Origin of the sequence: Acidipila sp. EB88 (genome assembly GCF_003858395.1) — a bacterium.
In the GTDB taxonomy this organism is placed as follows: Bacteria; Acidobacteriota; Terriglobia; order Terriglobales; family Acidobacteriaceae; genus EB88.
In genome coordinates, this window is the sequence record NZ_QWEV01000004.1 from 1 (window position 1) to 24,526 (window position 24,526).

The 24,526-nt window shown below is 53.6% G+C and carries 25 protein-coding genes; 16 read left to right on the top strand and 9 right to left on the bottom strand.

From position 1 onward, the window contains the following. Positions 1-56: 56 nt before the first annotated feature. A complete protein-coding gene (locus tag D1Y84_RS00925) occupies positions 57-497 on the top strand; it encodes a hypothetical protein (RefSeq protein ID WP_124846844.1) in 441 nt (146 codons plus the stop codon). A 28-nt stretch (positions 498-525) separates the two neighbouring features. Here D1Y84_RS00925 and D1Y84_RS00930 read toward each other — a convergent pair whose 3' ends face one another. Both D1Y84_RS00930 and D1Y84_RS00935 read right to left on the bottom strand, forming a co-directional pair. Continuing rightward, positions 526-3,084 carry a DEAD/DEAH box helicase family protein gene (locus D1Y84_RS00930; protein WP_199726327.1) on the bottom strand — a complete coding sequence of 853 codons (2,559 nt, stop codon included), beginning with the start codon at positions 3,082-3,084 and terminating at the stop codon, positions 526-528. Between the two features lie 116 nt (positions 3,085-3,200). Further along, complete coding sequence (locus D1Y84_RS00935; RefSeq protein ID WP_124846846.1) at positions 3,201-5,372, bottom strand: DNA methyltransferase; 2,172 nt, start codon at positions 5,370-5,372, stop codon at positions 3,201-3,203. 89 nt (positions 5,373-5,461) lie between these two features. Here D1Y84_RS00935 and D1Y84_RS00940 point away from each other — a divergent pair, with 89 nt between their 5' ends. The 3 genes from D1Y84_RS00940 to D1Y84_RS00950 are packed head-to-tail and all read left to right on the top strand — an operon-like array spanning position 5,462 to position 7,378. Next, positions 5,462-6,199 (top strand): ParA family protein, encoded by a 738-nt coding sequence (locus D1Y84_RS00940; RefSeq protein ID WP_199726328.1) that lies wholly within the window; start codon positions 5,462-5,464, stop codon positions 6,197-6,199. A 4-nt stretch (positions 6,200-6,203) separates the two neighbouring features. Further along, positions 6,204-6,437, top strand: a complete 234-nt coding sequence (locus D1Y84_RS00945) for a hypothetical protein (protein ID WP_124846847.1) — start codon at positions 6,204-6,206, stop codon at positions 6,435-6,437. 35 nt (positions 6,438-6,472) lie between these two features. Next, positions 6,473-7,378, top strand: a complete 906-nt coding sequence (locus D1Y84_RS00950; protein WP_124846848.1) for a replication protein RepA — start codon at positions 6,473-6,475, stop codon at positions 7,376-7,378. A gap of 366 nt (positions 7,379-7,744) precedes the next feature. Here D1Y84_RS00950 and D1Y84_RS00955 read toward each other — a convergent pair whose 3' ends face one another. Continuing rightward, positions 7,745-8,443 (bottom strand): hypothetical protein, encoded by a 699-nt coding sequence (locus tag D1Y84_RS00955; RefSeq protein ID WP_124846849.1) that lies wholly within the window; start codon positions 8,441-8,443, stop codon positions 7,745-7,747. Between the two features lie 53 nt (positions 8,444-8,496). Here D1Y84_RS00955 and D1Y84_RS00960 point away from each other — a divergent pair, with 53 nt between their 5' ends. Beyond that, complete coding sequence (locus D1Y84_RS00960; RefSeq protein WP_255424328.1) at positions 8,497-8,718, top strand: helix-turn-helix domain-containing protein; 222 nt, start codon at positions 8,497-8,499, stop codon at positions 8,716-8,718. A gap of 41 nt (positions 8,719-8,759) precedes the next feature. Here the strand turns inward: D1Y84_RS00960 and D1Y84_RS00965 are convergent, their stop codons facing one another. Further along, positions 8,760-9,425: a metallophosphatase domain-containing protein gene (locus D1Y84_RS00965; protein ID WP_124846851.1), complete on the bottom strand. Its 666-nt coding sequence runs from the start codon at positions 9,423-9,425 to the stop codon at positions 8,760-8,762. A 293-nt stretch (positions 9,426-9,718) separates the two neighbouring features. On the opposite strand from D1Y84_RS00965, the gene D1Y84_RS00970 reads away from it, so the two are divergent. Then, complete coding sequence (locus tag D1Y84_RS00970; protein ID WP_124846852.1) at positions 9,719-10,303, top strand: hypothetical protein; 585 nt, start codon at positions 9,719-9,721, stop codon at positions 10,301-10,303. Positions 10,304-10,556: 253 nt separating this feature from the next. Continuing rightward, positions 10,557-10,889 (top strand): hypothetical protein, encoded by a 333-nt coding sequence (locus D1Y84_RS18045; RefSeq protein ID WP_199726329.1) that lies wholly within the window; start codon positions 10,557-10,559, stop codon positions 10,887-10,889. 74 nt (positions 10,890-10,963) lie between these two features. Here D1Y84_RS18045 and D1Y84_RS00980 read toward each other — a convergent pair whose 3' ends face one another. Then, on the bottom strand, positions 10,964-12,055 hold the full coding sequence (locus D1Y84_RS00980) for a hypothetical protein (RefSeq protein WP_124846853.1): 1,092 nt from the start codon (positions 12,053-12,055) through the stop codon (positions 10,964-10,966). Between the two features lie 381 nt (positions 12,056-12,436). On the opposite strand from D1Y84_RS00980, the gene D1Y84_RS00985 reads away from it, so the two are divergent. The 4 genes from D1Y84_RS00985 to D1Y84_RS01000 are packed head-to-tail and all read left to right on the top strand — an operon-like array spanning position 12,437 to position 14,966. Continuing rightward, complete coding sequence (locus tag D1Y84_RS00985) at positions 12,437-12,952, top strand: hypothetical protein (RefSeq protein ID WP_199726330.1); 516 nt, start codon at positions 12,437-12,439, stop codon at positions 12,950-12,952. Further along, positions 12,949-13,905 carry a tyrosine-type recombinase/integrase gene (locus D1Y84_RS00990; protein ID WP_124846854.1) on the top strand — a complete coding sequence of 319 codons (957 nt, stop codon included), beginning with the start codon at positions 12,949-12,951 and terminating at the stop codon, positions 13,903-13,905. The genes D1Y84_RS00985 and D1Y84_RS00990 overlap by 4 nt, the downstream gene beginning before the upstream one ends. A gap of 40 nt (positions 13,906-13,945) precedes the next feature. After that, on the top strand, positions 13,946-14,548 hold the full coding sequence (locus tag D1Y84_RS00995; protein ID WP_233580932.1) for a nucleotidyltransferase domain-containing protein: 603 nt from the start codon (positions 13,946-13,948) through the stop codon (positions 14,546-14,548). After that, positions 14,526-14,966, top strand: a complete 441-nt coding sequence (locus D1Y84_RS01000) for a hypothetical protein (protein WP_124846844.1) — start codon at positions 14,526-14,528, stop codon at positions 14,964-14,966. Before D1Y84_RS00995 ends, D1Y84_RS01000 begins: the two co-directional genes overlap by 23 nt. Before the next feature lie 28 nt (positions 14,967-14,994). Here the strand turns inward: D1Y84_RS01000 and D1Y84_RS01005 are convergent, their stop codons facing one another. Together D1Y84_RS01005 and D1Y84_RS01010 are read right to left on the bottom strand one after the other, a co-directional pair. Continuing rightward, positions 14,995-17,553: a DEAD/DEAH box helicase family protein gene (locus D1Y84_RS01005; RefSeq protein ID WP_199726327.1), complete on the bottom strand. Its 2,559-nt coding sequence runs from the start codon at positions 17,551-17,553 to the stop codon at positions 14,995-14,997. A gap of 116 nt (positions 17,554-17,669) precedes the next feature. Further along, positions 17,670-19,841: a DNA methyltransferase gene (locus D1Y84_RS01010; RefSeq protein WP_124846846.1), complete on the bottom strand. Its 2,172-nt coding sequence runs from the start codon at positions 19,839-19,841 to the stop codon at positions 17,670-17,672. An 89-nt stretch (positions 19,842-19,930) separates the two neighbouring features. Here D1Y84_RS01010 and D1Y84_RS01015 point away from each other — a divergent pair, with 89 nt between their 5' ends. Genes D1Y84_RS01015 through D1Y84_RS01025 form a run of 3 tightly spaced genes read left to right on the top strand, consistent with a single transcriptional unit; the run spans position 19,931 to position 21,847 of the window. Then, the gene (locus D1Y84_RS01015) at positions 19,931-20,668 is read left to right on the top strand and encodes a ParA family protein (protein WP_199726328.1); all 738 of its coding nucleotides are present in this window, start codon (positions 19,931-19,933) and stop codon (positions 20,666-20,668) included. A gap of 4 nt (positions 20,669-20,672) precedes the next feature. Continuing rightward, positions 20,673-20,906 (top strand): hypothetical protein, encoded by a 234-nt coding sequence (locus D1Y84_RS01020; RefSeq protein ID WP_124846847.1) that lies wholly within the window; start codon positions 20,673-20,675, stop codon positions 20,904-20,906. Positions 20,907-20,941: 35 nt separating this feature from the next. Then, complete coding sequence (locus D1Y84_RS01025; protein WP_124846848.1) at positions 20,942-21,847, top strand: replication protein RepA; 906 nt, start codon at positions 20,942-20,944, stop codon at positions 21,845-21,847. Positions 21,848-22,213: 366 nt separating this feature from the next. Here D1Y84_RS01025 and D1Y84_RS01030 read toward each other — a convergent pair whose 3' ends face one another. Continuing rightward, a complete protein-coding gene (locus tag D1Y84_RS01030; RefSeq protein WP_124846849.1) occupies positions 22,214-22,912 on the bottom strand; it encodes a hypothetical protein in 699 nt (232 codons plus the stop codon). 53 nt (positions 22,913-22,965) lie between these two features. On the opposite strand from D1Y84_RS01030, the gene D1Y84_RS01035 reads away from it, so the two are divergent. Then, entirely contained in the window at positions 22,966-23,187 is a 222-nt protein-coding gene (locus D1Y84_RS01035; RefSeq protein WP_255424328.1) for a helix-turn-helix domain-containing protein, read from the top strand. A gap of 41 nt (positions 23,188-23,228) precedes the next feature. Here D1Y84_RS01035 and D1Y84_RS01040 read toward each other — a convergent pair whose 3' ends face one another. Then, entirely contained in the window at positions 23,229-23,894 is a 666-nt protein-coding gene (locus D1Y84_RS01040) for a metallophosphatase domain-containing protein (protein WP_124846851.1), read from the bottom strand. A gap of 294 nt (positions 23,895-24,188) precedes the next feature. Between D1Y84_RS01040 and D1Y84_RS01045 the strand changes: the two genes are divergently transcribed. Next, positions 24,189-24,526, top strand: a 338-nt coding sequence (locus D1Y84_RS01045) for a hypothetical protein (RefSeq protein WP_199726331.1), incomplete at its 3' end; no start/stop codon positions are given.

The following is a 24,526-nucleotide window of genomic DNA, read 5'->3' on the forward strand; positions in this document are numbered from 1 at the left end:
TCATTTTCTTAAAACTGTCCAGAGCGGTCCACTCGTTTTCTTAATCGGGAGTGAGAATGAGTTTAGAGAAATACGCTGAGAACTCGTGGCTTCGTCGTGAGCCCACGAGCCGCCAAGAGATCGCCGACCAACTGGGCATCGTCGCTCGCTCCATGAACGATGCAGCCGTCGAAGGCATCTCTGACGACCTGCGCTTCTACACGGCCTTCAACGCTGTGCTCGCACTTGCCAATACTGCTTTGCGTGCCAGCGGGTACCGGACCACCAATCAGCAGGGTCATCACACCCGAGCAATCGAAACCCTTGAATACACCATCCAGGCCGATGCAAAACTGATTCGCAAATTGCTCGCTTTCTCGAAGAAGCGAAATGTGGCCAGCTATGATTCCGCTGGCTCCATCTCCAACCAGGAATTGAAAGACATCCTCGCCACCGCCGAAGAGCTCCGCCACACCGTGGAGTCATGGCTGAAAACGGATCATCCAGAGCTTTCGTGATGCCTGCTACAACGAAATAACGATTTCTTTATTGAGAGAATGCGGCAATAGCGTCATAAAATATCTTCGGCTTGTACTGCTCCCAATCTTCCTCGCGGACAAATAGCGGCTTGTACTGCTGCCCGCCATCGAGCGCGGAGGCGTCGGCACACCACTGTTTCAAACGTTCCCACTTCCCAGGATCATTCAAGTCTTCACGGCCCTTCGTTTCCACAATCCAAACTCCTCCATCGCTACGACGCACAAAGAAGTCCGGCGTGTACGTCGAAATATCCCCATTGGCCTTCACGTAGTCGAGCTTGAATCCCACGGCCATGTAGTTTTTGGCAAAAGCTGTCACGTCGTTGCACTTCGCCAAAAACGCCGCAAACTCCAACTCAAGGCCGCTGTCGCCAACAGTTCGGTTGAACAGGCTTTTATCCGAGATGACGTATCCTTGATCCTTTACAACGAAGGGGCGCGTATCCCTCAATTTGATTCTGTCCCGAATCTCCGCATCACCCTTCTGCCGGACAGTTAGGTTGTTAATTGCTTTCTTGAATCCCTCAAGAATCGCTCGTGACACCTCAATCTCGGAAAGATTCCGTAGGGTGTTGGCATCTTCCAACTCCACGACGCGACCGAACAGTTCATCGCGGACAAACTGCTTCACCTTGCCGTACAGCACGTCGTACCCGCTCACCAAGCGCAGATCACGCATCATCGTCTGAGCGAAGTAGCCGATCACGCTCCGGTAGTCCGCTACGCCGGCTGAGTCCAAAATCGTTGTGTGCGTTATCTCGCCCTTTGCCACGTCTCGGAAGATGATTTTGCGCTGCTCTTCTTCGCTGAACTCCCGATAGATCACGACCTGGAATTCAACCGCCTTCACATCCAACTCGGCAAGGCTCTTGTACTCGCGATAAACGCGCGGCGTCAGCACAGGCAACTCGAAATCCAGAGCCGCTAGCTGCTCCTCATCCTTGTCCTCGTCCAGCTCGACGATTAGAGGAGCAGCGCCCTTAGAGCCTGCATCCATCGGTTTGCGATCCAGTACCACGCCCTCAGCCGTGATGCGCTCGACAAACTCCATGAACGCATCCGTGCCTACGACGCTGACATACTCTTCAATCCCGCCCGAGTACATCTTCCGAAGTCCGCGCCCTAATGTCTGTTCCGGCAGAATGTCGCTCGGAGCTGCATACGCTCGCAGTCCAACGATCGTCGTCACATTCCGAACGTCCCAGCCCTCCTTCAGCATCATTACGGATACGACGGCCTTGTGTGGAGATTCCCAACTGTCAATCTCGTTGGCTTCCTTCCGCAGTCTCGTCAGTTCCTCTTTGTTCTTGCCGGACGCAGCCTCGGAGATTTCGCCATTTGGCTTCGTATGGATCGTCAGCACGGCATCTTTCAGGTCGGGGTAGTTCCCTTCCAGGTATGCGGCCACATCATCGCAATTCTTTGTGTCGTCCGTCATCACGAACAGGATGGCTTTCTTGCCTAGCTTCTCGTGTTCAGTGAACACCTTGCGCCACTCGATAACGCCCAGGTTGATATAGTCCGCCCAGCGCTCAGTGAATTTCACGCTGTCGCGAGGTTTGAGCTTTGCACGGCTTGGTGCATCGGGCAATACCGGATGCTTGACGACATTTTGAGCAATCGCTTCCACCAGCGGATAGTCCGAGATGGTTTGAACGAAGATCGCGCCCTTATTATGCTTTGGAGTAGCCGTTACATCGATTTGCAAGGACAGGCGGGCGTCTTTCAGCTTGAGCCGATTGTCGATGTCTTGAATCGACTTGAACCACTCGATATCCTTATCGTGGATGTGGTGCGCCTCATCGTTCAGTACGACTAGCTCATCAATCTCGCGCACGATCATGCCGAGGTCAACTTTAGAATCTGTCGTTGCCCCGGTCGGGCGCGCCCCGAAAAAATAGTCCAGGGTATCGTCATCGTCCGCTGTCGGTGTTGTCTCATTCCCTGCATACACCCGATGGATGTTCGTCAGAAAGATATTTCCGACAGAATTTGTGACCCGCACCTCGTCTTGAACATGTAGCGCTAATTGAAAGTCGTCCCGCCAGTTCTGACCAGCGAAGCCGTTGTCTGGCAGGACTGGATCGTCTTTGAGAAAGATGCGGAGGCCGGCGAAATCCTTGTAGAGCCTGTCCAGCACGATGATGTTCGGAGCGATCACAAGGAAGTTCCGCGCCAGGTCGCTGTCTGCCTCATACAGCTTGTGAAAGTAGCACCACGCCAAGACAAGGCTTAGGACCTTGGTCTTGCCAGCGCCCGTTGCCATCTTTACCACCCAACGGCGCCACTCTTCATCGAACATCCCCGCAGACACAGACCGCGATTCTGACACCTTCATTAGGTCGTACTTGTCCTGCACTCCCGCCACATCGTGCAGGTAGATGATCGTCTCAACAGCTTCACGCTGCGCGAAGTAATACTGAAATGTGGCCATGCTCCCGTCTGCCTGCGGCATCAGGTGCTCCGTCTCGAACCACCACTTCAGCAGCCAGTGGCTTGTCTCAGCCGCTCCCGCATAGTCACTATCGCGCCATTCCTTCACCTTGCGACGGAGTGCTGGCACCATCGGAGGCATTAGGTGGTCAGCGCTACGCGACCGTAGAGCCTCATCCGCTGGAAACCACCGCTCGGAAGGGTCGAGGATGACGTAGGGCGACTCTGGAAACTCAGGATGCAGCCCCATTAGCGCTTCGCCTTTCCGCTTCCGATATTCACTTCAACAATCGTCATGGTGTCGTTCCCGAAGATGTCTACCACCTTCACGGCGATCTTGCGGCGTCCTGGCAGGCACTCCTTGTAAACGCTCGTGAACTCCAGGGAGCGATCTCGCTTCGTGCGAAAGCTCTGCCATTCATTCTCAAAGATGTAGTCGCCCGTCCATACCTCTTCGTAGGTCTCAAGCCCCATCTGGTCTGGCTCCATCCCGGATAGGGATGGGTTAACCTCTGGCGACACCGCCTTGCGGATAATCTCTTTCTTGTTCTCGAAATCGAAGTCCACAGCCCAATAATCGATCCAGTCCTTCCAACTCTGCGTCAACCGTTCCCGCGTGATGATGCCCTTAGCATTTTTACTCACTTTTACTATCTGTCCGTTGTCCACCACTATCTTGCTTGCCTTGTCCTTTAGCGACTCTTCCGCTTGCTTTACGGAGTCCTGCGAATAGAACACGTTGAAGTCGGTTAGCTCTACGGCTACCTTATTGCCGTCAAATCGGGGCGTGACCTCGATATAGCTCACGTCATGAAACGCCACCTGGCTTTTCTCCACGGCCCGATTGTCGAAGACCTCACGCGGAATATACTTTGGAGCGATGTCAATGCCCTTAGCGGCCGCATCTTGCAATACGTTGGGAAACAACCCCATCTCGAACTCGAAACCCAGAATATCCACTCGCGTGATGCGCTTCTGGCGACACTCCGCAATTACCTCTTCCACGTAGAGCCGGGTCACCGGGAGATTTACCGGCCCTATGCTGACCAGCCGTCCGGCCTTCTTACCATGAAACGTTGCGAATCCAGTCGTCTTCTCGGCTCGATATGCGTTCAATATGAGGTCGAGGAAATCGGCTTCCTTCTTTGCCAATTGAGCTGCTTGCTCTGCTTCACGCAAATTAGGGTTTACGCCTACAAAATGCTGCCGTTCATATTTTCCAAGGTTGAGGATTTCGAACGCACGGTAATCCTTGCCATCGGCCTTTAGGACGCGTTGCGCATTGATTAGCCTCTTTCGTGCCGTATGGATAGCAAATTTTCCGAGATCAGACCCAATCCACTTTCGCCCATACATTTCGGCGGCTGCCAAGCAGCTTCCTGAACCACAGAAAAAATCTGCAACCAAGTCGCCAGGCTTCGTCGTTGCCTGAATAATCCGCTCAATCAGATCCTGAGGCTTCTGCGTCGGGTAACCTAGCCATTCTTTTTGATCCGCTGGTTGCAGGCAGCGAATCCGCCAAACATTGTCGATCTGGCGATCAGTGCTCAAGTAAGTGATTGTCTTTCCTTGTGCGTCCTTGTCGTTGACAATCTTCCCGCCAATGAAGCTGTACTTTAGCTTTTTGATAGGGGTGTCGCGAGGTTCCGTAATGTGAGTGAATGAGTATTGTGCTCGGTTCTTCACATAGTAAAGAATGGTGTCCGTAGCTCGCGGGAACACCCTTTTCGTTGCTCCGTGCAGTTTGTTGTAGTAGTACCAGTAGATTTCGTTTTGAAAGTTTTTGGCTCCAAAAATCTCTCCAAGAACCATCCGAAGAAGCGGACTGACCCGCCAGTCGCAATGTACAAAAATACAGCCGTCTTCAGCCAACAACCCATGCATCAGCGATAGTCGTTCGTTCATCATTGCGATAAAACTGTCAGCGCCTTTGCCCCACGTATCGCGGTAAGCGATTTCCTCAATAATGCTTGGGTTTTTGGTAAAGGTCTCATCGCCAATCTCAATGTCCATTGAGAAATCCGCACCTACGTCAAATGGCGGATCGATATAGATCAGCTTGAGCCCGCCTTGTGCTTCAATCTCCTCGCGCAGAGGCCCGTTCTTCAAGCTACTTAGGATCAACTTGTTGTCGCCCCAAATGAGCTTGTTTGTCCATCCCTTCAACTGCCGCCCACGCGCGTCAAATAACCCTGCCTGTAGTGCGGTATCTTGCGGTTTCTCCGCACGCGGCTCGTCCACCTGCTCAATCACCTGAAAAGGCAGAACGACGTTGCAAACCTCATCCGTCTTCCCATTCCAGACAAGCTCCACCTCCCGCTTGTCTTCGAACAGTAGGAACCTGTACTTGTCGGGCAGAGGCTTCCCTGCTTCCACAAACCGGATCACGTCTTGCTGCTCCTGCTCGGTCAACCGTGCCATTCCCGCTCCGCAAGTCTGAATGCCGCGATCCTAAATCGCGATGTATGTTCATCTTCGCAGATTGGGAATAACGAAAGCACGAAATCAACATGGGGTATCCAATTGAATACGCAAAGAACGGTTTCGTTATTTCAGGAATGGACGAAGAAAAGCAATCGTCTTATCGTCTAAACATGACAGTAATCGTTGGCATGGTCTCGCAAAAGGGCGGCGTTGGCAAAAGCACACTGTCCCGGCTTGTGGCGCGGGAATACGCTCTTGCAGGCTGGACCGTCAAAATCGCGGACTTGGATGTGTCCCAGGGCACAAGCTTCAATTGGCAGTCCCGGCGCTTGCAATCGGGTATCGAGCCGGCAATCCCGGTCGAGCGCTTCGGAACCGTGGAACAGGCTCTCAAGGTCGGCAGCCATTACGATTTGCTGATTCTGGACGGGCCGCCCCACTCGACGGCAGGCACACTCAAGATCACCGCCGCCTCCCTTCTAACCATCCTTCCGACCGGGCTGTCGCTGGACGATCTGGAGCCGTCTGTTCTGCTGGCCCACGAGCTTCGGAAGCGGAATATCAAAGCCGCCAAGATCGCCTTCGCGCTATCCCGAGTGGGCGATAGCGAATCAGAGATTGAGGAAGCCCGCGACTACATCACTCAGGCCGGATACCGCGTGCTGGCCGGGAGCCTGCCAGAGAAGACCGCCTACCGTCGGGCCTCGGACGAGGGCAGATCGCTCACGGAGACCCGTTTTCCATCCCTGAACAAGCGTAGTGACGAGCTCGCCCAGGGAATCGTTGATCTCATTACGCGAATACAAAAGGGAAAGGCAACCTAGAGCCATGGCAAACGTACCACCACCCGCCAAGAAGTCCCGCAAGGGTCCGCCGCCAGCCGTTAACTCGACAGTGGGAAATCTGGAGAAGTCCGAGCCAGGTACGCTGAAGCCGCTGAATTTCAAAGTGCCCGCCAACTTCCATCGCGACTTCAAGGTCTATGCCTCGCAGCAGGGAATCAGCATGTTGGACCTTCTTCAGGAAGGCTTCAGGGTTGTCCGAGAACAGCGCGGACAGTAACGAAAAAACGTTATAACGAAAACGGTAAAGACTAAATGGCGAAAAGACCGAAGGAAGACGCGCTACAGGGGAGCTACGCGGATAAACTGATTAATGCGGCTGTCGATATCCGCATGAGCCCGGATGCCGTCGAGCGTTCCTACATGGCGCGCCAGCTTGTCCAATGCACCCTGCCTCATTCGGACCCCGGAGACGTATCAGTTTGGGCACGCACAAACGGATATCTCACGCTGGCGATCCGTCCCTATGTTGACCTCAAAACGCGCAAGCCACTCTACCCTTACGGCTCGATTCCGCGCCTCCTCCTCTTTTGGCTTGTCACGGAAGCTACTCAGAAGAAGACCCGCCGCATTCGTCTCGGTAACAGCCTCGACTCGTTCATGCGGGAGATTGGCCTGAATCCCCGAACCGGGGGAGGGAAGCGAGGAGACGCCGCGAGGCTGCACTCTCAAATGGAGCGCCTTTTTCGGGCCATCGTAACCTTCGAGGACAAACGAGAATGGAGCAAGAGCTACGTTGATATGCAGATCGCTCCCCGTGGCACCCTGTGGTGGGACCCGGCGCGATCCCATCAGGACAATCTCTGGGAGAGCTGGGTTGAACTAGGGGAGGATTTCTATGCCGCCATCACCGCCGCACCGGTGCCAGTCGATATGCGAGCACTTCGGGCATTGAAGCGCTCTCCGCTGGCACTCGACCTTTACGCATGGCTGGCTCATACGGCGTTCAGTGCCAGTCGGAAACGTGAACCCCGCGTCGTCCCCTGGGAGGGTTTACACGGCCAAATGGGAGCCGAGTATGCGGAGCTTCGGCAGTTCCGGGCAAAGGTTCTGTTGGCACTCAAGAAGATCCAGCTCGTCTATCCGGCGCTAAAACTGGAAACAACCAGCTCTGCGCTAATCGTCCATCCCTCACCGACGGCCATCCCAGCCAAGTCTTGAGTTTTCCTTTTTCCGCTACGGTGAAACGGTGACGCTAATTGATGGGCGTTTTCAGTTTTCCACGGTGAAACGGTGACGCCTTTACGGTGAAACGGTGACGCCCCTACGGTGAAACGGTGACGTTTTTCGACTGCATATAAGGAAGCCTGTAGTTCTTGCCTTTAGCTTTTGCTTGTAGGTTTCATATATCCAGTAGTCGGTAACGCCGAGCGGTGGAAATATGAAAGAGAAAATAAGATTCTGAAACGCTGCAGATGACCCAACGCTGCCGTTACACAGGTGGGCTAAGATCGCGCAGAAAGGCGCTGCCATGGCTTCTATAGGCCAGACATACCGCTAACCCTCGCAGGAGGACACGGCGTCGCGCTAAGGGCAATTATTAGCAATGGCTTGCATTCTGAGAATTGAGTCGAGCTGATCCGCCACTTGCGCTCTAAAGCCTTCTGCTTCGACCGCCTTTGCCAAGCCGAACTGCCCAGTTTCTATGTCGCTCAAAAGCACACTCTTCTCTTTACCAAGGGACAACATGGCATGCCGTTCCGAGATCACGACCCATCCAGCCACATCTCTCTTTGCCATCGTGAGGGTTGAAAGAACGGTCTGGATCGCTTCATTGCCATGAAACCCGTTCAGCCAAAAAACCAGCGGGAACGGCATGAAGGGAAGCAGTTTCAAGAGACCTTCACGAGCCTCTTTGAGAGTTTTCGGCGTGACAGGGAAGTGAATCACCCAGCCAGGAAAGCCTCCGAGGCGATGATCACCAAGGAAATCGATCACCACATCGAAATCCGGTGAGGCAACATCCACGACACGTACCTCAGGGCTGAAACTGAAGATCTTCTTCAGTTCTTTGGCTTCTCCGGTAACAAGATCTGTCGGCCAAGAAACGTGGTGAGCCCTAAGCGTCGGGTATCCCGACAGCCCATATCCCTGCGAGGAAACGTCTACGCAGCGTACAGCCTCCTCGTGATGACGGAAGTAGTCAGCAAGCAGGGCAGCGAATTGTGTCTTCCCAGTGGCCCTTACGTTCCCCATCACGAGGTGAATCAACGGTGTGTTCGCCATGTGCTACTTATAATCTGTAGACCTATAGTATTCAAACCGGGGATCGTGGCCTTGTGCCCATCTTCGATCCCCGCACCATTTTGGGGCAGACAATTCGACGAACCAGGGAGAGAAGCCAGATGTCTCAGGAGGCGCTGGCCGAGGTGTGCGGACTCCACCGGACCTACATTGGGAGTGTTGAACGCGGAGAGCGCAATCTGAGTCTCTTGAACATCGTCGCCATTGCCCACTCGCTTGGACTAAAGCCGTACGAACTGCTCAAAGAGATCGCCTGACGCAGGATAGGGATGTTGTTCCACACTGTAGGCACGATTCGTTATGGGGCCAAGTCAACGACTGTAGGCGCATTGGTGAGCACACGTTGGTTATTGACTACAGCGCAATTCACCAGCCTTACGTTCCAGGCAGACTCTTGACCGTAGCTTCCGTGGATGTGGCCGAAAACGTGGAGCTTCGGTTTAACACGAAGAAGAGTTCCCAGAAGGTTCTGGCATCCACGATGCCTGCCGAGGATGTCCTGCTTGTCCAGAGTTCCATACGGCGCTTCATGGGTGATGAGCACATCGGCATCTGCGGGGATACGATCCCAGTGTTTGCGAATCTTAGCTCCTCGTTCCGCCGAGAACGCCCACTCCTCGCCCATAACCGAGTTCACCGGGGAGCCCCAGAAGTTCAGACCTTCTATGCGAATGCCTGAGTCTTGGAGGTAAACGGCCGCTGTGAGGTGGGCGCGAGCCACTTTAGGCTTACGGTCGAAAAGCAGATCGTGGTTGCCGGCGATGACCAGCTTGTGGCGGTAGGGAAGTGATTCCAGCCAGTCGTTGAAGTCGTCCACCTGTTCAACTGACTGACCGTCGAAGTCTCCAGAGTGAATCAGGATGTCACCCGCAGGAAGAACGAGACTCCGGTGAAAGCCATGCGTGTCGCCAATACAAACGAGGCGAAGCGTTTTGGAGACCCGTTTTTTAGATTCGCTCGACATGGTGCTGCCCTACTGAAAGCTGAATGAAAGTGCCTAGGATGTCGACTCGAACGACTGCTTGTACAGAGATTGCACACCGAATGCACACCAAAAAGCCATTGCACAGCTTTTGTACAGAGATTGCACAATGAATCGCTAAGTTATTTATTTTGTATAAGTTGAAAAGACCATTGTTTATAAAGTTTTAATAAAGTGTTCATGCGCCCTGCTTCTCCCATGAAATGAACACTTTATGAACAAACCGGCGTTTCAAAGACGGAGAAAGAAGGCATTGAGGAGGCAGGAAAAGCTTAGTGGAACATAAAGAGAGTGGCGCGCTTTGCGATGATTTGGGCTTTACTGGTTTGTTTTGTTCGATTTATAGCGCGTCACTTTTTCGAGCATTTGACGCGGTTTCGCGTCAAATTTTGCTATCCTTTTTTATGGCTTCCAAGAAGCGAATTCGCACAGATTTATTGCAAGAACGCTACACCGTGCGTCTCGACCGGGCTACGCATCTCTGGGTCGAGAAGCAAGCCACAAACGGGCACTATAAGAGCGGTCAAGACTTCATTCGCGAGCTCGTGAAGAGGGAGCGCTCAGGGAAAAATTCCGCGTTCGAAGGGCTCGAGGACAGTATTGTCGCGACTCTGAACGCACAGACCCGAGAGCTTGAACAAACACAAGCCACAAGCTACGCAAGCTTCGCTGCTGTAATGGGGCTGGCCAATCTCTTCCTGCAAACGCACATGTCACCGACGCGTGAGGCCAAGCAGGTGATCGGCGCGAACCATAAACGGAGGTTGGATGCCTTCCTCAAAGAGGTGGGCATCGGGATGAAAGGGACCTGGGCAGACGCTCTTCAGGATCTTGCGGGCGGGAGCGAAGAAGGCGATTAGGATTGCGCTAGTACTTCAATCCAAAGACGATCTTGGAAAGGGTGTGTCAAACCTTCTGAAGGTTATAGACCTGGCACGGCTGCGCTAGAGGTAGCGAACGCGAGCTGGGCACGGTGGAGCGAATAAGCGAAGGCAAGATAGGGCTCCGCATGGATATGGCCGCTCAGTTGAAATTGACCCAGAGAAGCACCCGCACCTGGACTACGGCTATGCTGTGACGGGCTACTCCAGCCAGGGCTAAACCGCTGACCGCGTGCTTATCAACGTCAATACAGAACTCGGGGCTAAAGACTTGCTCAACAACCGTATGGCCTACGTTGCGGTTTCACGTGGAGCGCAGGATGCGCTACTGTTTACGAGCGATAGTGACAAACTTCCGATTGCGCTGGGCCACGAAGTCTCCCAACAGAGCGCGCACATGGCGCAGCGCGAAATAGAGGCGTCCCTAGCCATGCCTCAACCGGAGAGCATATTGAATATTGGGCGTGGGTTCGGTTTTGGTATGCGAGTCACCTACATGCGAATCTCGCTGCGTTTCAGGATCGCAACAACACGTGAAGAAGTACTCCTGTTCAGTAGTTGGTGAACCTTCATTCAAATTGAAACAGGGACACGCAGGGGCTCAAAGACCTTATCCACGTTACCAAGGGCTGTCTCGTATCAAATGGTTTTCATGATCCACACGACATTGTAATGCTTAAGGTTGATCGTAGCTGCATCAGTGTGTGCGTCAAAGCTATGGGTATGATCAAGACCGCTTACCTGAGGACAGCAACCTCGGTTGTCGTCAACTTTGAATCCATCAGGCTTTGAACTTCCAGCTTTACCTGTCGTTCCGCCTACATGAAACGAGTAGCCGTCGTTGTTGCCTTCCAGCTTCCCCAGATTTGGGATAGTGGAGCCTTGCAAAATGCGGTCATCCATAAGATTAGGAGTGCCGTTTGTCCCGTCACAAATATGCCACCCATTTGGAATCGCTAAGGAAGGATCAGACCACGGCAGGATGATCCCTTTAGGAAGAGCACTCATGACTACTTGTGTAGTGCTTGGAGGGGGTGGAGTCGGCGTTAGGAACGCACTCAAATCTCCCTGTGAGGTCGGGACGACGATAGATACGCCACTATTGTTGGTTCGAGTGCAAATCAGGGTGGAATGGTCCAAGCCTAATCGTGTGTTGGGGATGATACCTCTACACGTAGCGTTTCCCGCCGGCACTATCGATACTCGTCCAATCGTTGCGGAGTCATTTGGATGAATGATCGGAGTGAACCAGAGTTCAAAGCGAACCGATTTATTATCAGGAGCTATCGTCGTGAAGCTCTGAAGACCCTTGTTTCTGGCGATAACGCAAGCGTTATAACCCTGCACGAGGACTGGCGAGGCAACACTGGAAAGGAACCTTAAACTCTGGTCTGTCAGAACAGATGTATCTATACCCGAGCAAAACGCGGACTTGTAGGTGTTCTGAAAGTTCTGAGCATCGTTGAAATTCAATCCAAGAGGGATGTTTACACCTGGAATGACAATAGATGCACCACCTCCAGTTGAGGAACCTCCAGAAGACTGCTGCACGGTTCCTGTGCAGATCGCCTGATGATAAGTCGAAGCAGAGCTGTTAGTGGCCGATTGCTGGATTCCGTCATATACACCTTGAGCAAGCAAAGCTTCGCATCCTGTAGCGCCCTGAGAAATGGCAACTCGTGTCGTTAGGCAGCTGGCAGTCAGCAACAGTACATGAGCAGTTCTAAACATAGACTCTCCCGCAACTATCTGCTGTAGTTAAGATCAGGATTAAGCGAAAATGGGTATTCATGGCAGTCCTACTAAGGACTAGCAGTTGTCACCAGTGGGGAACCAGACACCGTTTCGGCACTCCATCATCTGACCGCCTTGGCAAACGCGAGAACCTTCGCCGTACGTGTCCCCGGCATATGTACAGGAGCCGTCGCTAGCTTGCGATTCTTCTTCAACAGCGGGATCATTCTGAAGATCCGGATTTGATTCAAGCATAAAAACCTACGGCGATGTTCGTTCACGAGCGGTGTCGAGCATACCGCAGAAATAATCGGAATGCACAAAATCTTTCATGCATGATAATGTCCTTTATCAAGCATGGTAGGGGAAGTTTAGACAATGGTGAAGTGGAGCATTATAGGGTTGCTGAGCGTCGCCTGTGCTGTGCTTGGAATCTGGGTGGTGCGGCTTCGATTCGAAAACGATCGACTACAGAAAGAGCTAAAAGCGGTGAGTGAACAGCTGGAGGAAGCCATCCGGCTGTTAGCTGAACATGAGAAAGAACCAAAGTCGAAAGCCTTTAGGCGACTGGCCGACCTGCTCATAGCTGCGGGTGTGCCAGGATTGATCTTGCTTGCAGCAATGACAATGTCTAGTTTTGCCGGAGCTGCCGCCATTACCACTGGGCTTGCCGCACTTGGAGGACCTGTCGGCATGCTGGGAGGAATCGGTTTCCTGGTGTCGCTCGGAGTGGTGCTCACTCAATACAGTCTTTTCGATCTGAGCAGTGCGGTGCTAAAGGGACTGCTGCGAACCCGATCTAAAGCCACAATCATCACAGAGATCAATTCCCTCCCTGGGATCATTCCGCAGACTCTGAAAGTCCGAGCCAAGTCACTTTTGGAGGGGAGATGACCTCCGAACTCATTCCTGGTTCACCAGGGGTGTTGCCTTCCGTCTTCACGGCGCGCCCCGCAGCCCGAGCGCGGATGCGTGATTTCTTCAGCTCGCATATCCGCAATCCCAATACCCGACGCGCATACATGGAAGCGGTCCGGCAGTTCTCCGCCTTTTGTGCCGAGATCAGTATCGTGGATCTTGCCCAGGTGGAGCCGGTGCACGTCGCGGCCTTTGTCGAGCTACAGTTGAGGACACAGTCGAAGCCTACGGTCAAAGTCCGGCTAGCCGCTTTGAGGATGCTCTTCGACTGGATGGTGGTCGGGCAGATCATTCCCCTCAATCCCGCCCACGCGGTGCGCGGCCCGAAGCACACCCAAAGAAGCGGCAAGACACCGGTGCTGCAGGCCGACGAGGCCCGGACCCTGATCGATGCGATCGACACTACTTTCCTTCCCGGCCTGCGCGATCGCGCCCTGATAGCGCTGATGGTCTACACCTTTGCCCGCGTCGGCGCGGCAGTATCGATGCGGGTCGAAGACTTCTATGTGCAGGGGCGCCGGGGATGGGTGCGGCTACATGAAAAGGGCGGTAAGGAGCACGAAATGCCGACGCACCACAATCTCGACCGGTATCTCGAGGAGTACATCGCGGCCGCCGGCATCGGCGAGGACCGGAAGGGCCCGCTCTTCCGGACGACCCGCGGCCGATCCGGCGAGCTGACCGGCAATTCCCTACTTCAGTCCGACGTTTGGCGCATGATCCGCAGGCGTGCGCTGGCGGCCGGCATCAAAACCGAGATCGGATGCCATACCTTCCGGGCGACCGGCATCACGGCGTACCTCAAGAACGGCGGGCGGCTGGAGATCGCGCAGCAAATGGCTGCCCATGAATCGGCCCGAACGACCGGGCTCTATGACCGCAGGAGTGATGAGGTTTCGCTTACCGAGGTCGAACGAATTAGCATTTGATTGTGAATCCGTACTCATTTTGAGTACACTTGTTCTCAGAATGAGAACAAAAGCTAACGCGCTTGGTGATCTACTCTTTGGTCAAACTAGAGGGCGGATCCTCGCAACTCTATATGACAAGCCAGAAGCTACCTTCTTTGTTCGACAACTTGCTCGGCATATCAGCGGAAGTGTGGGAACCGTTCAACGGGAGCTTGCCACGCTAACGGCCGCGGGTCTCATCCTTCGAGATGATCGCGCAAACCAAGTGTTCTATGGTGCCAACCGAGCTCACCCGGCTTTCCCGGAGCTGCATTCGCTACTAGCCAAGACTACTGGCGTATTTCACATCTTGTTAGAAGCCCTCAAACCAATTGCCGAGCGCATTGAGTTCTCCTTTGTTTATGGCTCCATTGCTAAAGGAGAAGAAAAAGCCGACAGCGACATTGACCTTCTGGTGACTGGGGAGGTCACTCTTGATGAGCTACTGGGGCAGATGTCGCCTGTAGAGCGCCAACTGAATCGACCCATAAACCCGACCATCTTTGCCCGCGATGAGCTTCGAACAAAGATCCACTCAGGCAATCATTTTCTTAAAACTGTCCAGAGCGGTCCACTCGTTTTCTTAATCGGGAGTGAGAATGAGTTTAGAGAAATACGCTGAGAACTCGTGGCTTCGTCGTGAGCCCACGAGCCGCCAAGAGATCGCCGACCAACTGGGCATCGTCGCTCGCTCCATGAACGATGCAGCCGTCGAAGGCATCTCTGACGACCTGCGCTTCTACACGGCCTTCAACGCTGTGCTCGCACTTGCCAATACTGCTTTGCGTGCCAGCGGGTACCGGACCACCAATCAGCAGGGTCATCACACCCGAGCAATCGAAACCCTTGAATACACCATCCAGGCCGATGCAAAACTGATTCGCAAATTGCTCGCTTTCTCGAAGAAGCGAAATGTGGCCAGCTATGATTCCGCTGGCTCCATCTCCAACCAGGAATTGAAAGACATCCTCGCCACCGCCGAAGAGCTCCGCCACACCGTGGAGTCATGGCTGAAAACGGATCATCCAGAGCTTTCGTGATGCCTGCTACAACGAAATAACGATTTCTTTATTGAGAGAATGCGGCAATAGCGTCATAAAATATCTTCGGCTTGTACTGCTCCCAATCTTCCTCGCGGACAAATAGCGGCTTGTACTGCTGCCCGCCATCGAGCGCGGAGGCGTCGGCACACCACTGTTTCAAACGTTCCCACTTCCCAGGATCATTCAAGTCTTCACGGCCCTTCGTTTCCACAATCCAAACTCCTCCATCGCTACGACGCACAAAGAAGTCCGGCGTGTACGTCGAAATATCCCCATTGGCCTTCACGTAGTCGAGCTTGAATCCCACGGCCATGTAGTTTTTGGCAAAAGCTGTCACGTCGTTGCACTTCGCCAAAAACGCCGCAAACTCCAACTCAAGGCCGCTGTCGCCAACAGTTCGGTTGAACAGGCTTTTATCCGAGATGACGTATCCTTGATCCTTTACAACGAAGGGGCGCGTATCCCTCAATTTGATTCTGTCCCGAATCTCCGCATCACCCTTCTGCCGGACAGTTAGGTTGTTAATTGCTTTCTTGAATCCCTCAAGAATCGCTCGTGACACCTCAATCTCGGAAAGATTCCGTAGGGTGTTGGCATCTTCCAACTCCACGACGCGACCGAACAGTTCATCGCGGACAAACTGCTTCACCTTGCCGTACAGCACGTCGTACCCGCTCACCAAGCGCAGATCACGCATCATCGTCTGAGCGAAGTAGCCGATCACGCTCCGGTAGTCCGCTACGCCGGCTGAGTCCAAAATCGTTGTGTGCGTTATCTCGCCCTTTGCCACGTCTCGGAAGATGATTTTGCGCTGCTCTTCTTCGCTGAACTCCCGATAGATCACGACCTGGAATTCAACCGCCTTCACATCCAACTCGGCAAGGCTCTTGTACTCGCGATAAACGCGCGGCGTCAGCACAGGCAACTCGAAATCCAGAGCCGCTAGCTGCTCCTCATCCTTGTCCTCGTCCAGCTCGACGATTAGAGGAGCAGCGCCCTTAGAGCCTGCATCCATCGGTTTGCGATCCAGTACCACGCCCTCAGCCGTGATGCGCTCGACAAACTCCATGAACGCATCCGTGCCTACGACGCTGACATACTCTTCAATCCCGCCCGAGTACATCTTCCGAAGTCCGCGCCCTAATGTCTGTTCCGGCAGAATGTCGCTCGGAGCTGCATACGCTCGCAGTCCAACGATCGTCGTCACATTCCGAACGTCCCAGCCCTCCTTCAGCATCATTACGGATACGACGGCCTTGTGTGGAGATTCCCAACTGTCAATCTCGTTGGCTTCCTTCCGCAGTCTCGTCAGTTCCTCTTTGTTCTTGCCGGACGCAGCCTCGGAGATTTCGCCATTTGGCTTCGTATGGATCGTCAGCACGGCATCTTTCAGGTCGGGGTAGTTCCCTTCCAGGTATGCGGCCACATCATCGCAATTCTTTGTGTCGTCCGTCATCACGAACAGGATGGCTTTCTTGCCTAGCTTCTCGTGTTCAGTGAACACCTTGCGCCACTCGATAACGCCCAGGTTGATATAGTCCGCCCAGCGCTCAGTGAATTTCACGCTGTCGCGAGGTTTGAGCTTTGCACGGCTTGGTGCATCGGGCAATACCGGATGCTTGACGACATTTTGAGCAATCGCTTCCACCAGCGGATAGTCCGAGATGGTTTGAACGAAGATCGCGCCCTTATTATGCTTTGGAGTAGCCGTTACATCGATTTGCAAGGACAGGCGGGCGTCTTTCAGCTTGAGCCGATTGTCGATGTCTTGAATCGACTTGAACCACTCGATATCCTTATCGTGGATGTGGTGCGCCTCATCGTTCAGTACGACTAGCTCATCAATCTCGCGCACGATCATGCCGAGGTCAACTTTAGAATCTGTCGTTGCCCCGGTCGGGCGCGCCCCGAAAAAATAGTCCAGGGTATCGTCATCGTCCGCTGTCGGTGTTGTCTCATTCCCTGCATACACCCGATGGATGTTCGTCAGAAAGATATTTCCGACAGAATTTGTGACCCGCACCTCGTCTTGAACATGTAGCGCTAATTGAAAGTCGTCCCGCCAGTTCTGACCAGCGAAGCCGTTGTCTGGCAGGACTGGATCGTCTTTGAGAAAGATGCGGAGGCCGGCGAAATCCTTGTAGAGCCTGTCCAGCACGATGATGTTCGGAGCGATCACAAGGAAGTTCCGCGCCAGGTCGCTGTCTGCCTCATACAGCTTGTGAAAGTAGCACCACGCCAAGACAAGGCTTAGGACCTTGGTCTTGCCAGCGCCCGTTGCCATCTTTACCACCCAACGGCGCCACTCTTCATCGAACATCCCCGCAGACACAGACCGCGATTCTGACACCTTCATTAGGTCGTACTTGTCCTGCACTCCCGCCACATCGTGCAGGTAGATGATCGTCTCAACAGCTTCACGCTGCGCGAAGTAATACTGAAATGTGGCCATGCTCCCGTCTGCCTGCGGCATCAGGTGCTCCGTCTCGAACCACCACTTCAGCAGCCAGTGGCTTGTCTCAGCCGCTCCCGCATAGTCACTATCGCGCCATTCCTTCACCTTGCGACGGAGTGCTGGCACCATCGGAGGCATTAGGTGGTCAGCGCTACGCGACCGTAGAGCCTCATCCGCTGGAAACCACCGCTCGGAAGGGTCGAGGATGACGTAGGGCGACTCTGGAAACTCAGGATGCAGCCCCATTAGCGCTTCGCCTTTCCGCTTCCGATATTCACTTCAACAATCGTCATGGTGTCGTTCCCGAAGATGTCTACCACCTTCACGGCGATCTTGCGGCGTCCTGGCAGGCACTCCTTGTAAACGCTCGTGAACTCCAGGGAGCGATCTCGCTTCGTGCGAAAGCTCTGCCATTCATTCTCAAAGATGTAGTCGCCCGTCCATACCTCTTCGTAGGTCTCAAGCCCCATCTGGTCTGGCTCCATCCCGGATAGGGATGGGTTAACCTCTGGCGACACCGCCTTGCGGATAATCTCTTTCTTGTTCTCGAAATCGAAGTCCACAGCCCAATAATCGATCCAGTCCTTCCAACTCTGCGTCAACCGTTCCCGCGTGATGATGCCCTTAGCATTTTTACTCACTTTTACTATCTGTCCGTTGTCCACCACTATCTTGCTTGCCTTGTCCTTTAGCGACTCTTCCGCTTGCTTTACGGAGTCCTGCGAATAGAACACGTTGAAGTCGGTTAGCTCTACGGCTACCTTATTGCCGTCAAATCGGGGCGTGACCTCGATATAGCTCACGTCATGAAACGCCACCTGGCTTTTCTCCACGGCCCGATTGTCGAAGACCTCACGCGGAATATACTTTGGAGCGATGTCAATGCCCTTAGCGGCCGCATCTTGCAATACGTTGGGAAACAACCCCATCTCGAACTCGAAACCCAGAATATCCACTCGCGTGATGCGCTTCTGGCGACACTCCGCAATTACCTCTTCCACGTAGAGCCGGGTCACCGGGAGATTTACCGGCCCTATGCTGACCAGCCGTCCGGCCTTCTTACCATGAAACGTTGCGAATCCAGTCGTCTTCTCGGCTCGATATGCGTTCAATATGAGGTCGAGGAAATCGGCTTCCTTCTTTGCCAATTGAGCTGCTTGCTCTGCTTCACGCAAATTAGGGTTTACGCCTACAAAATGCTGCCGTTCATATTTTCCAAGGTTGAGGATTTCGAACGCACGGTAATCCTTGCCATCGGCCTTTAGGACGCGTTGCGCATTGATTAGCCTCTTTCGTGCCGTATGGATAGCAAATTTTCCGAGATCAGACCCAATCCACTTTCGCCCATACATTTCGGCGGCTGCCAAGCAGCTTCCTGAACCACAGAAAAAATCTGCAACCAAGTCGCCAGGCTTCGTCGTTGCCTGAATAATCCGCTCAATCAGATCCTGAGGCTTCTGCGTCGGGTAACCTAGCCATTCTTTTTGATCCGCTGGTTGCAGGCAGCGAATCCGCCAAACATTGTCGATCTGGCGATCAGTGCTCAAGTAAGTGATTGTCTTTCCTTGTGCGTCCTTGTCGTTGACAATCTTCCCGCCAATGAAGCTGTACTTTAGCTTTTTGATAGGGGTGTCGCGAGGTTCCGTAATGTGAGTGAATGAGTATTGTGCTCGGTTCTTCACATAGTAAAGAATGGTGTCCGTAGCTCGCGGGAACACCCTTTTCGTTGCTCCGTGCAGTTTGTTGTAGTAGTACCAGTAGATTTCGTTTTGAAAGTTTTTGGCTCCAAAAATCTCTCCAAGAACCATCCGAAGAAGCGGACTGACCCGCCAGTCGCAATGTACAAAAATACAGCCGTCTTCAGCCAACAACCCATGCATCAGCGATAGTCGTTCGTTCATCATTGCGATAAAACTGTCAGCGCCTTTGCCCCACGTATCGCGGTAAGCGATTTCCTCAATAATGCTTGGGTTTTTGGTAAAGGTCTCATCGCCAATCTCAATGTCCATTGAGAAATCCGCACCTACGTCAAATGGCGGATCGATATAGATCAGCTTGAGCCCGCCTTGTGCTTCAATCTCCTCGCGCAGAGGCCCGTTCTTCAAGCTACTTAGGATCAACTTGTTGTCGCCCCAAATGAGCTTGTTTGTCCATCCCTTCAACTGCCGCCCACGCGCGTCAAATAACCCTGCCTGTAGTGCGGTATCTTGCGGTTTCTCCGCACGCGGCTCGTCCACCTGCTCAATCACCTGAAAAGGCAGAACGACGTTGCAAACCTCATCCGTCTTCCCATTCCAGACAAGCTCCACCTCCCGCTTGTCTTCGAACAGTAGGAACCTGTACTTGTCGGGCAGAGGCTTCCCTGCTTCCACAAACCGGATCACGTCTTGCTGCTCCTGCTCGGTCAACCGTGCCATTCCCGCTCCGCAAGTCTGAATGCCGCGATCCTAAATCGCGATGTATGTTCATCTTCGCAGATTGGGAATAACGAAAGCACGAAATCAACATGGGGTATCCAATTGAATACGCAAAGAACGGTTTCGTTATTTCAGGAATGGACGAAGAAAAGCAATCGTCTTATCGTCTAAACATGACAGTAATCGTTGGCATGGTCTCGCAAAAGGGCGGCGTTGGCAAAAGCACACTGTCCCGGCTTGTGGCGCGGGAATACGCTCTTGCAGGCTGGACCGTCAAAATCGCGGACTTGGATGTGTCCCAGGGCACAAGCTTCAATTGGCAGTCCCGGCGCTTGCAATCGGGTATCGAGCCGGCAATCCCGGTCGAGCGCTTCGGAACCGTGGAACAGGCTCTCAAGGTCGGCAGCCATTACGATTTGCTGATTCTGGACGGGCCGCCCCACTCGACGGCAGGCACACTCAAGATCACCGCCGCCTCCCTTCTAACCATCCTTCCGACCGGGCTGTCGCTGGACGATCTGGAGCCGTCTGTTCTGCTGGCCCACGAGCTTCGGAAGCGGAATATCAAAGCCGCCAAGATCGCCTTCGCGCTATCCCGAGTGGGCGATAGCGAATCAGAGATTGAGGAAGCCCGCGACTACATCACTCAGGCCGGATACCGCGTGCTGGCCGGGAGCCTGCCAGAGAAGACCGCCTACCGTCGGGCCTCGGACGAGGGCAGATCGCTCACGGAGACCCGTTTTCCATCCCTGAACAAGCGTAGTGACGAGCTCGCCCAGGGAATCGTTGATCTCATTACGCGAATACAAAAGGGAAAGGCAACCTAGAGCCATGGCAAACGTACCACCACCCGCCAAGAAGTCCCGCAAGGGTCCGCCGCCAGCCGTTAACTCGACAGTGGGAAATCTGGAGAAGTCCGAGCCAGGTACGCTGAAGCCGCTGAATTTCAAAGTGCCCGCCAACTTCCATCGCGACTTCAAGGTCTATGCCTCGCAGCAGGGAATCAGCATGTTGGACCTTCTTCAGGAAGGCTTCAGGGTTGTCCGAGAACAGCGCGGACAGTAACGAAAAAACGTTATAACGAAAACGGTAAAGACTAAATGGCGAAAAGACCGAAGGAAGACGCGCTACAGGGGAGCTACGCGGATAAACTGATTAATGCGGCTGTCGATATCCGCATGAGCCCGGATGCCGTCGAGCGTTCCTACATGGCGCGCCAGCTTGTCCAATGCACCCTGCCTCATTCGGACCCCGGAGACGTATCAGTTTGGGCACGCACAAACGGATATCTCACGCTGGCGATCCGTCCCTATGTTGACCTCAAAACGCGCAAGCCACTCTACCCTTACGGCTCGATTCCGCGCCTCCTCCTCTTTTGGCTTGTCACGGAAGCTACTCAGAAGAAGACCCGCCGCATTCGTCTCGGTAACAGCCTCGACTCGTTCATGCGGGAGATTGGCCTGAATCCCCGAACCGGGGGAGGGAAGCGAGGAGACGCCGCGAGGCTGCACTCTCAAATGGAGCGCCTTTTTCGGGCCATCGTAACCTTCGAGGACAAACGAGAATGGAGCAAGAGCTACGTTGATATGCAGATCGCTCCCCGTGGCACCCTGTGGTGGGACCCGGCGCGATCCCATCAGGACAATCTCTGGGAGAGCTGGGTTGAACTAGGGGAGGATTTCTATGCCGCCATCACCGCCGCACCGGTGCCAGTCGATATGCGAGCACTTCGGGCATTGAAGCGCTCTCCGCTGGCACTCGACCTTTACGCATGGCTGGCTCATACGGCGTTCAGTGCCAGTCGGAAACGTGAACCCCGCGTCGTCCCCTGGGAGGGTTTACACGGCCAAATGGGAGCCGAGTATGCGGAGCTTCGGCAGTTCCGGGCAAAGGTTCTGTTGGCACTCAAGAAGATCCAGCTCGTCTATCCGGCGCTAAAACTGGAAACAACCAGCTCTGCGCTAATCGTCCATCCCTCACCGACGGCCATCCCAGCCAAGTCTTGAGTTTTCCTTTTTCCGCTACGGTGAAACGGTGACGCTAATTGATGGGCGTTTTCAGTTTTCCACGGTGAAACGGTGACGCCTTTACGGTGAAACGGTGACGCCCCTACGGTGAAACGGTGACGTTTTTCGACTGCATATAAGGAAGCCTGTAGTTCTTGCCTTTAGCTTTTGCTTGTAGGTTTCATATATCCAGTAGTCGGTAACGCCGAGCGGTGGAAATATGAAAGAGAAAATAAGATTCTGAAACGCTGCAGATGACCCAACGCTGCCGTTACACAGGTGGGCTAAGATCGCGCAGAAAGGCGCTGCCATGGCTTCTATAGGCCAGACATACCGCTAACCCTCGCAGGAGGACACGGCGTCGCGCTAAGGGCAATTATTAGCAATGGCTTGCATTCTGAGAATTGAGTCGAGCTGATCCGCCACTTGCGCTCTAAAGCCTTCTGCTTCGACCGCCTTTGCCAAGCCGAACTGCCCAGTTTCTATGTCGCTCAAAAGCACACTCTTCTCTTTACCAAGGGACAACATGGCATGCCGTTCCGAGATCACGACCCATCCAGCCACATCTCTCTTTGCCATCGTGAGGGTTGAAAGAACGGTCTGGATCGCTTCATTGCCATGAAACCCGTTCAGCCAAAAAACCAGCGGGAACGGCATGAAGGGAAGCAGTTTCAAGAGACCTTCACGAGCCTCTTTGAGAGTTTTCGGCGTGACAGGGAAGTGAATCACCCAGCCAGGAAAGCCTCCGAGGCGATGATCACCAAGGAAATCGATCACCACATCGAAATCCGGTGAGGCAACATCCACGACACGTACCTCAGGGCTGAAACTGAAGATCTTCTTCAGTTCTTTGGCTTCTCCGGTAACAAGATCTGTCGGCCAAGAAACGTGGTGAGCCCTAAGCGTCGGGTATCCCGACAGCCCATATCCCTGCGAGGAAACGTCTACGCAGCGTACAGCCTCCTCGTGATGACGGAAGTAGTCAGCAAGCAGGGCAGCGAATTGTGTCTTCCCAGTGGCCCTTACGTTCCCCATCACGAGGTGAATCAACGGTGTGTTCGCCATGTGCTACTTATAATCTGTAGACCTATAGTATTCAAACCGGGGATCGTGGCCTTGTGCCCATCTTCGATCCCCGCACCATTTTGGGGCAGACAATTCGACGAACCAGGGAGAGAAGCCAGATGTCTCAGGAGGCGCTGGCCGAGGTGTGCGGACTCCACCGGACCTACATTGGGAGTGTTGAACGCGGAGAGCGCAATCTGAGTCTCTTGAACATCGTCGCCATTGCCCACTCGCTTGGACTAAAGCCGTACGAACTGCTCAAAGAGATCGCCTGACGCAGGATAGGGATGTTGTTCCACACTGTAGGCACGATTCGTTATGGGGCCAAGTCAACGACTGTAGGCGCATTGGTGAGCACACGTTGGTTATTGACTACAGCGCAATTCACCAGCCTTACGTTCCAGGCAGACTCTTGACCGTAGCTTCCGTGGATGTGGCCGAAAACGTGGAGCTTCGGTTTAACACGAAGAAGAGTTCCCAGAAGGTTCTGGCATCCACGATGCCTGCCGAGGATGTCCTGCTTGTCCAGAGTTCCATACGGCGCTTCATGGGTGATGAGCACATCGGCATCTGCGGGGATACGATCCCAGTGTTTGCGAATCTTAGCTCCTCGTTCCGCCGAGAACGCCCACTCCTCGCCCATAACCGAGTTCACCGGGGAGCCCCAGAAGTTCAGACCTTCTATGCGAATGCCTGAGTCTTGGAGGTAAACGGCCGCTGTGAGGTGGGCGCGAGCCACTTTAGGCTTACGGTCGAAAAGCAGATCGTGGTTGCCGGCGATGACCAGCTTGTGGCGGTAGGGAAGTGATTCCAGCCAGTCGTTGAAGTCGTCCACCTGTTCAACTGACTGACCGTCGAAGTCTCCAGAGTGAATCAGGATGTCACCCGCAGGAAGAACGAGACTCCGGTGAAAGCCATGCGTGTCGCCAATACAAACGAGGCGAAGCGTTTTGGAGACCCGTTTTTTAGATTCGCTCGACATGGTGCTGCCCTACTGAAAGCTGAATGAAAGTGCCTAGGATGTCGACTCGAACGACTGCTTGTACAGAGATTGCACACCGAATGCACACCAAAAAGCCATTGCACAGCTTTTGTACAGAGATTGCACAATGAATCGCTAAGTTATTTATTTTGTATAAGTTGAAAAGACCATTGTTTATAAAGTTTTAATAAAGTGTTCATGCGCCCTGCTTCTCCATGAAATGAACACTTTATGAACAAACCGGCGTTTCAAAAAGACGGAGAAAGAAGGCATTGAGGAGGCAGGAAAAGCTTAGTGGAACATAAAGAGAGTGGCGCGCTTTGCGATGATTTGGGCTTTACTGGTTTGTTTTGTTCGATTTATAGCGCGTCACTTTTTCGAGCATTTGACGCGGTTTCGCGTCAAATTTTGCTATCCTTTTTTATGGCTTCCAAGAAGCGAATTCGCACAGATTTATTGCAAGAACGCTACACCGTGCGTCTCGACCGGGCTACGCATCTCTGGGTCGAGAAGCAAGCCACAAACGGGCACTATAAGAGCGGTCAAGACTTCATTCGCGAGCTCGTGAAGAGGGAGCGCTCAGGGAAAAATTCCGCGTTCGAAGGGCTCGAGGACAGTATTGTCGCGACTCT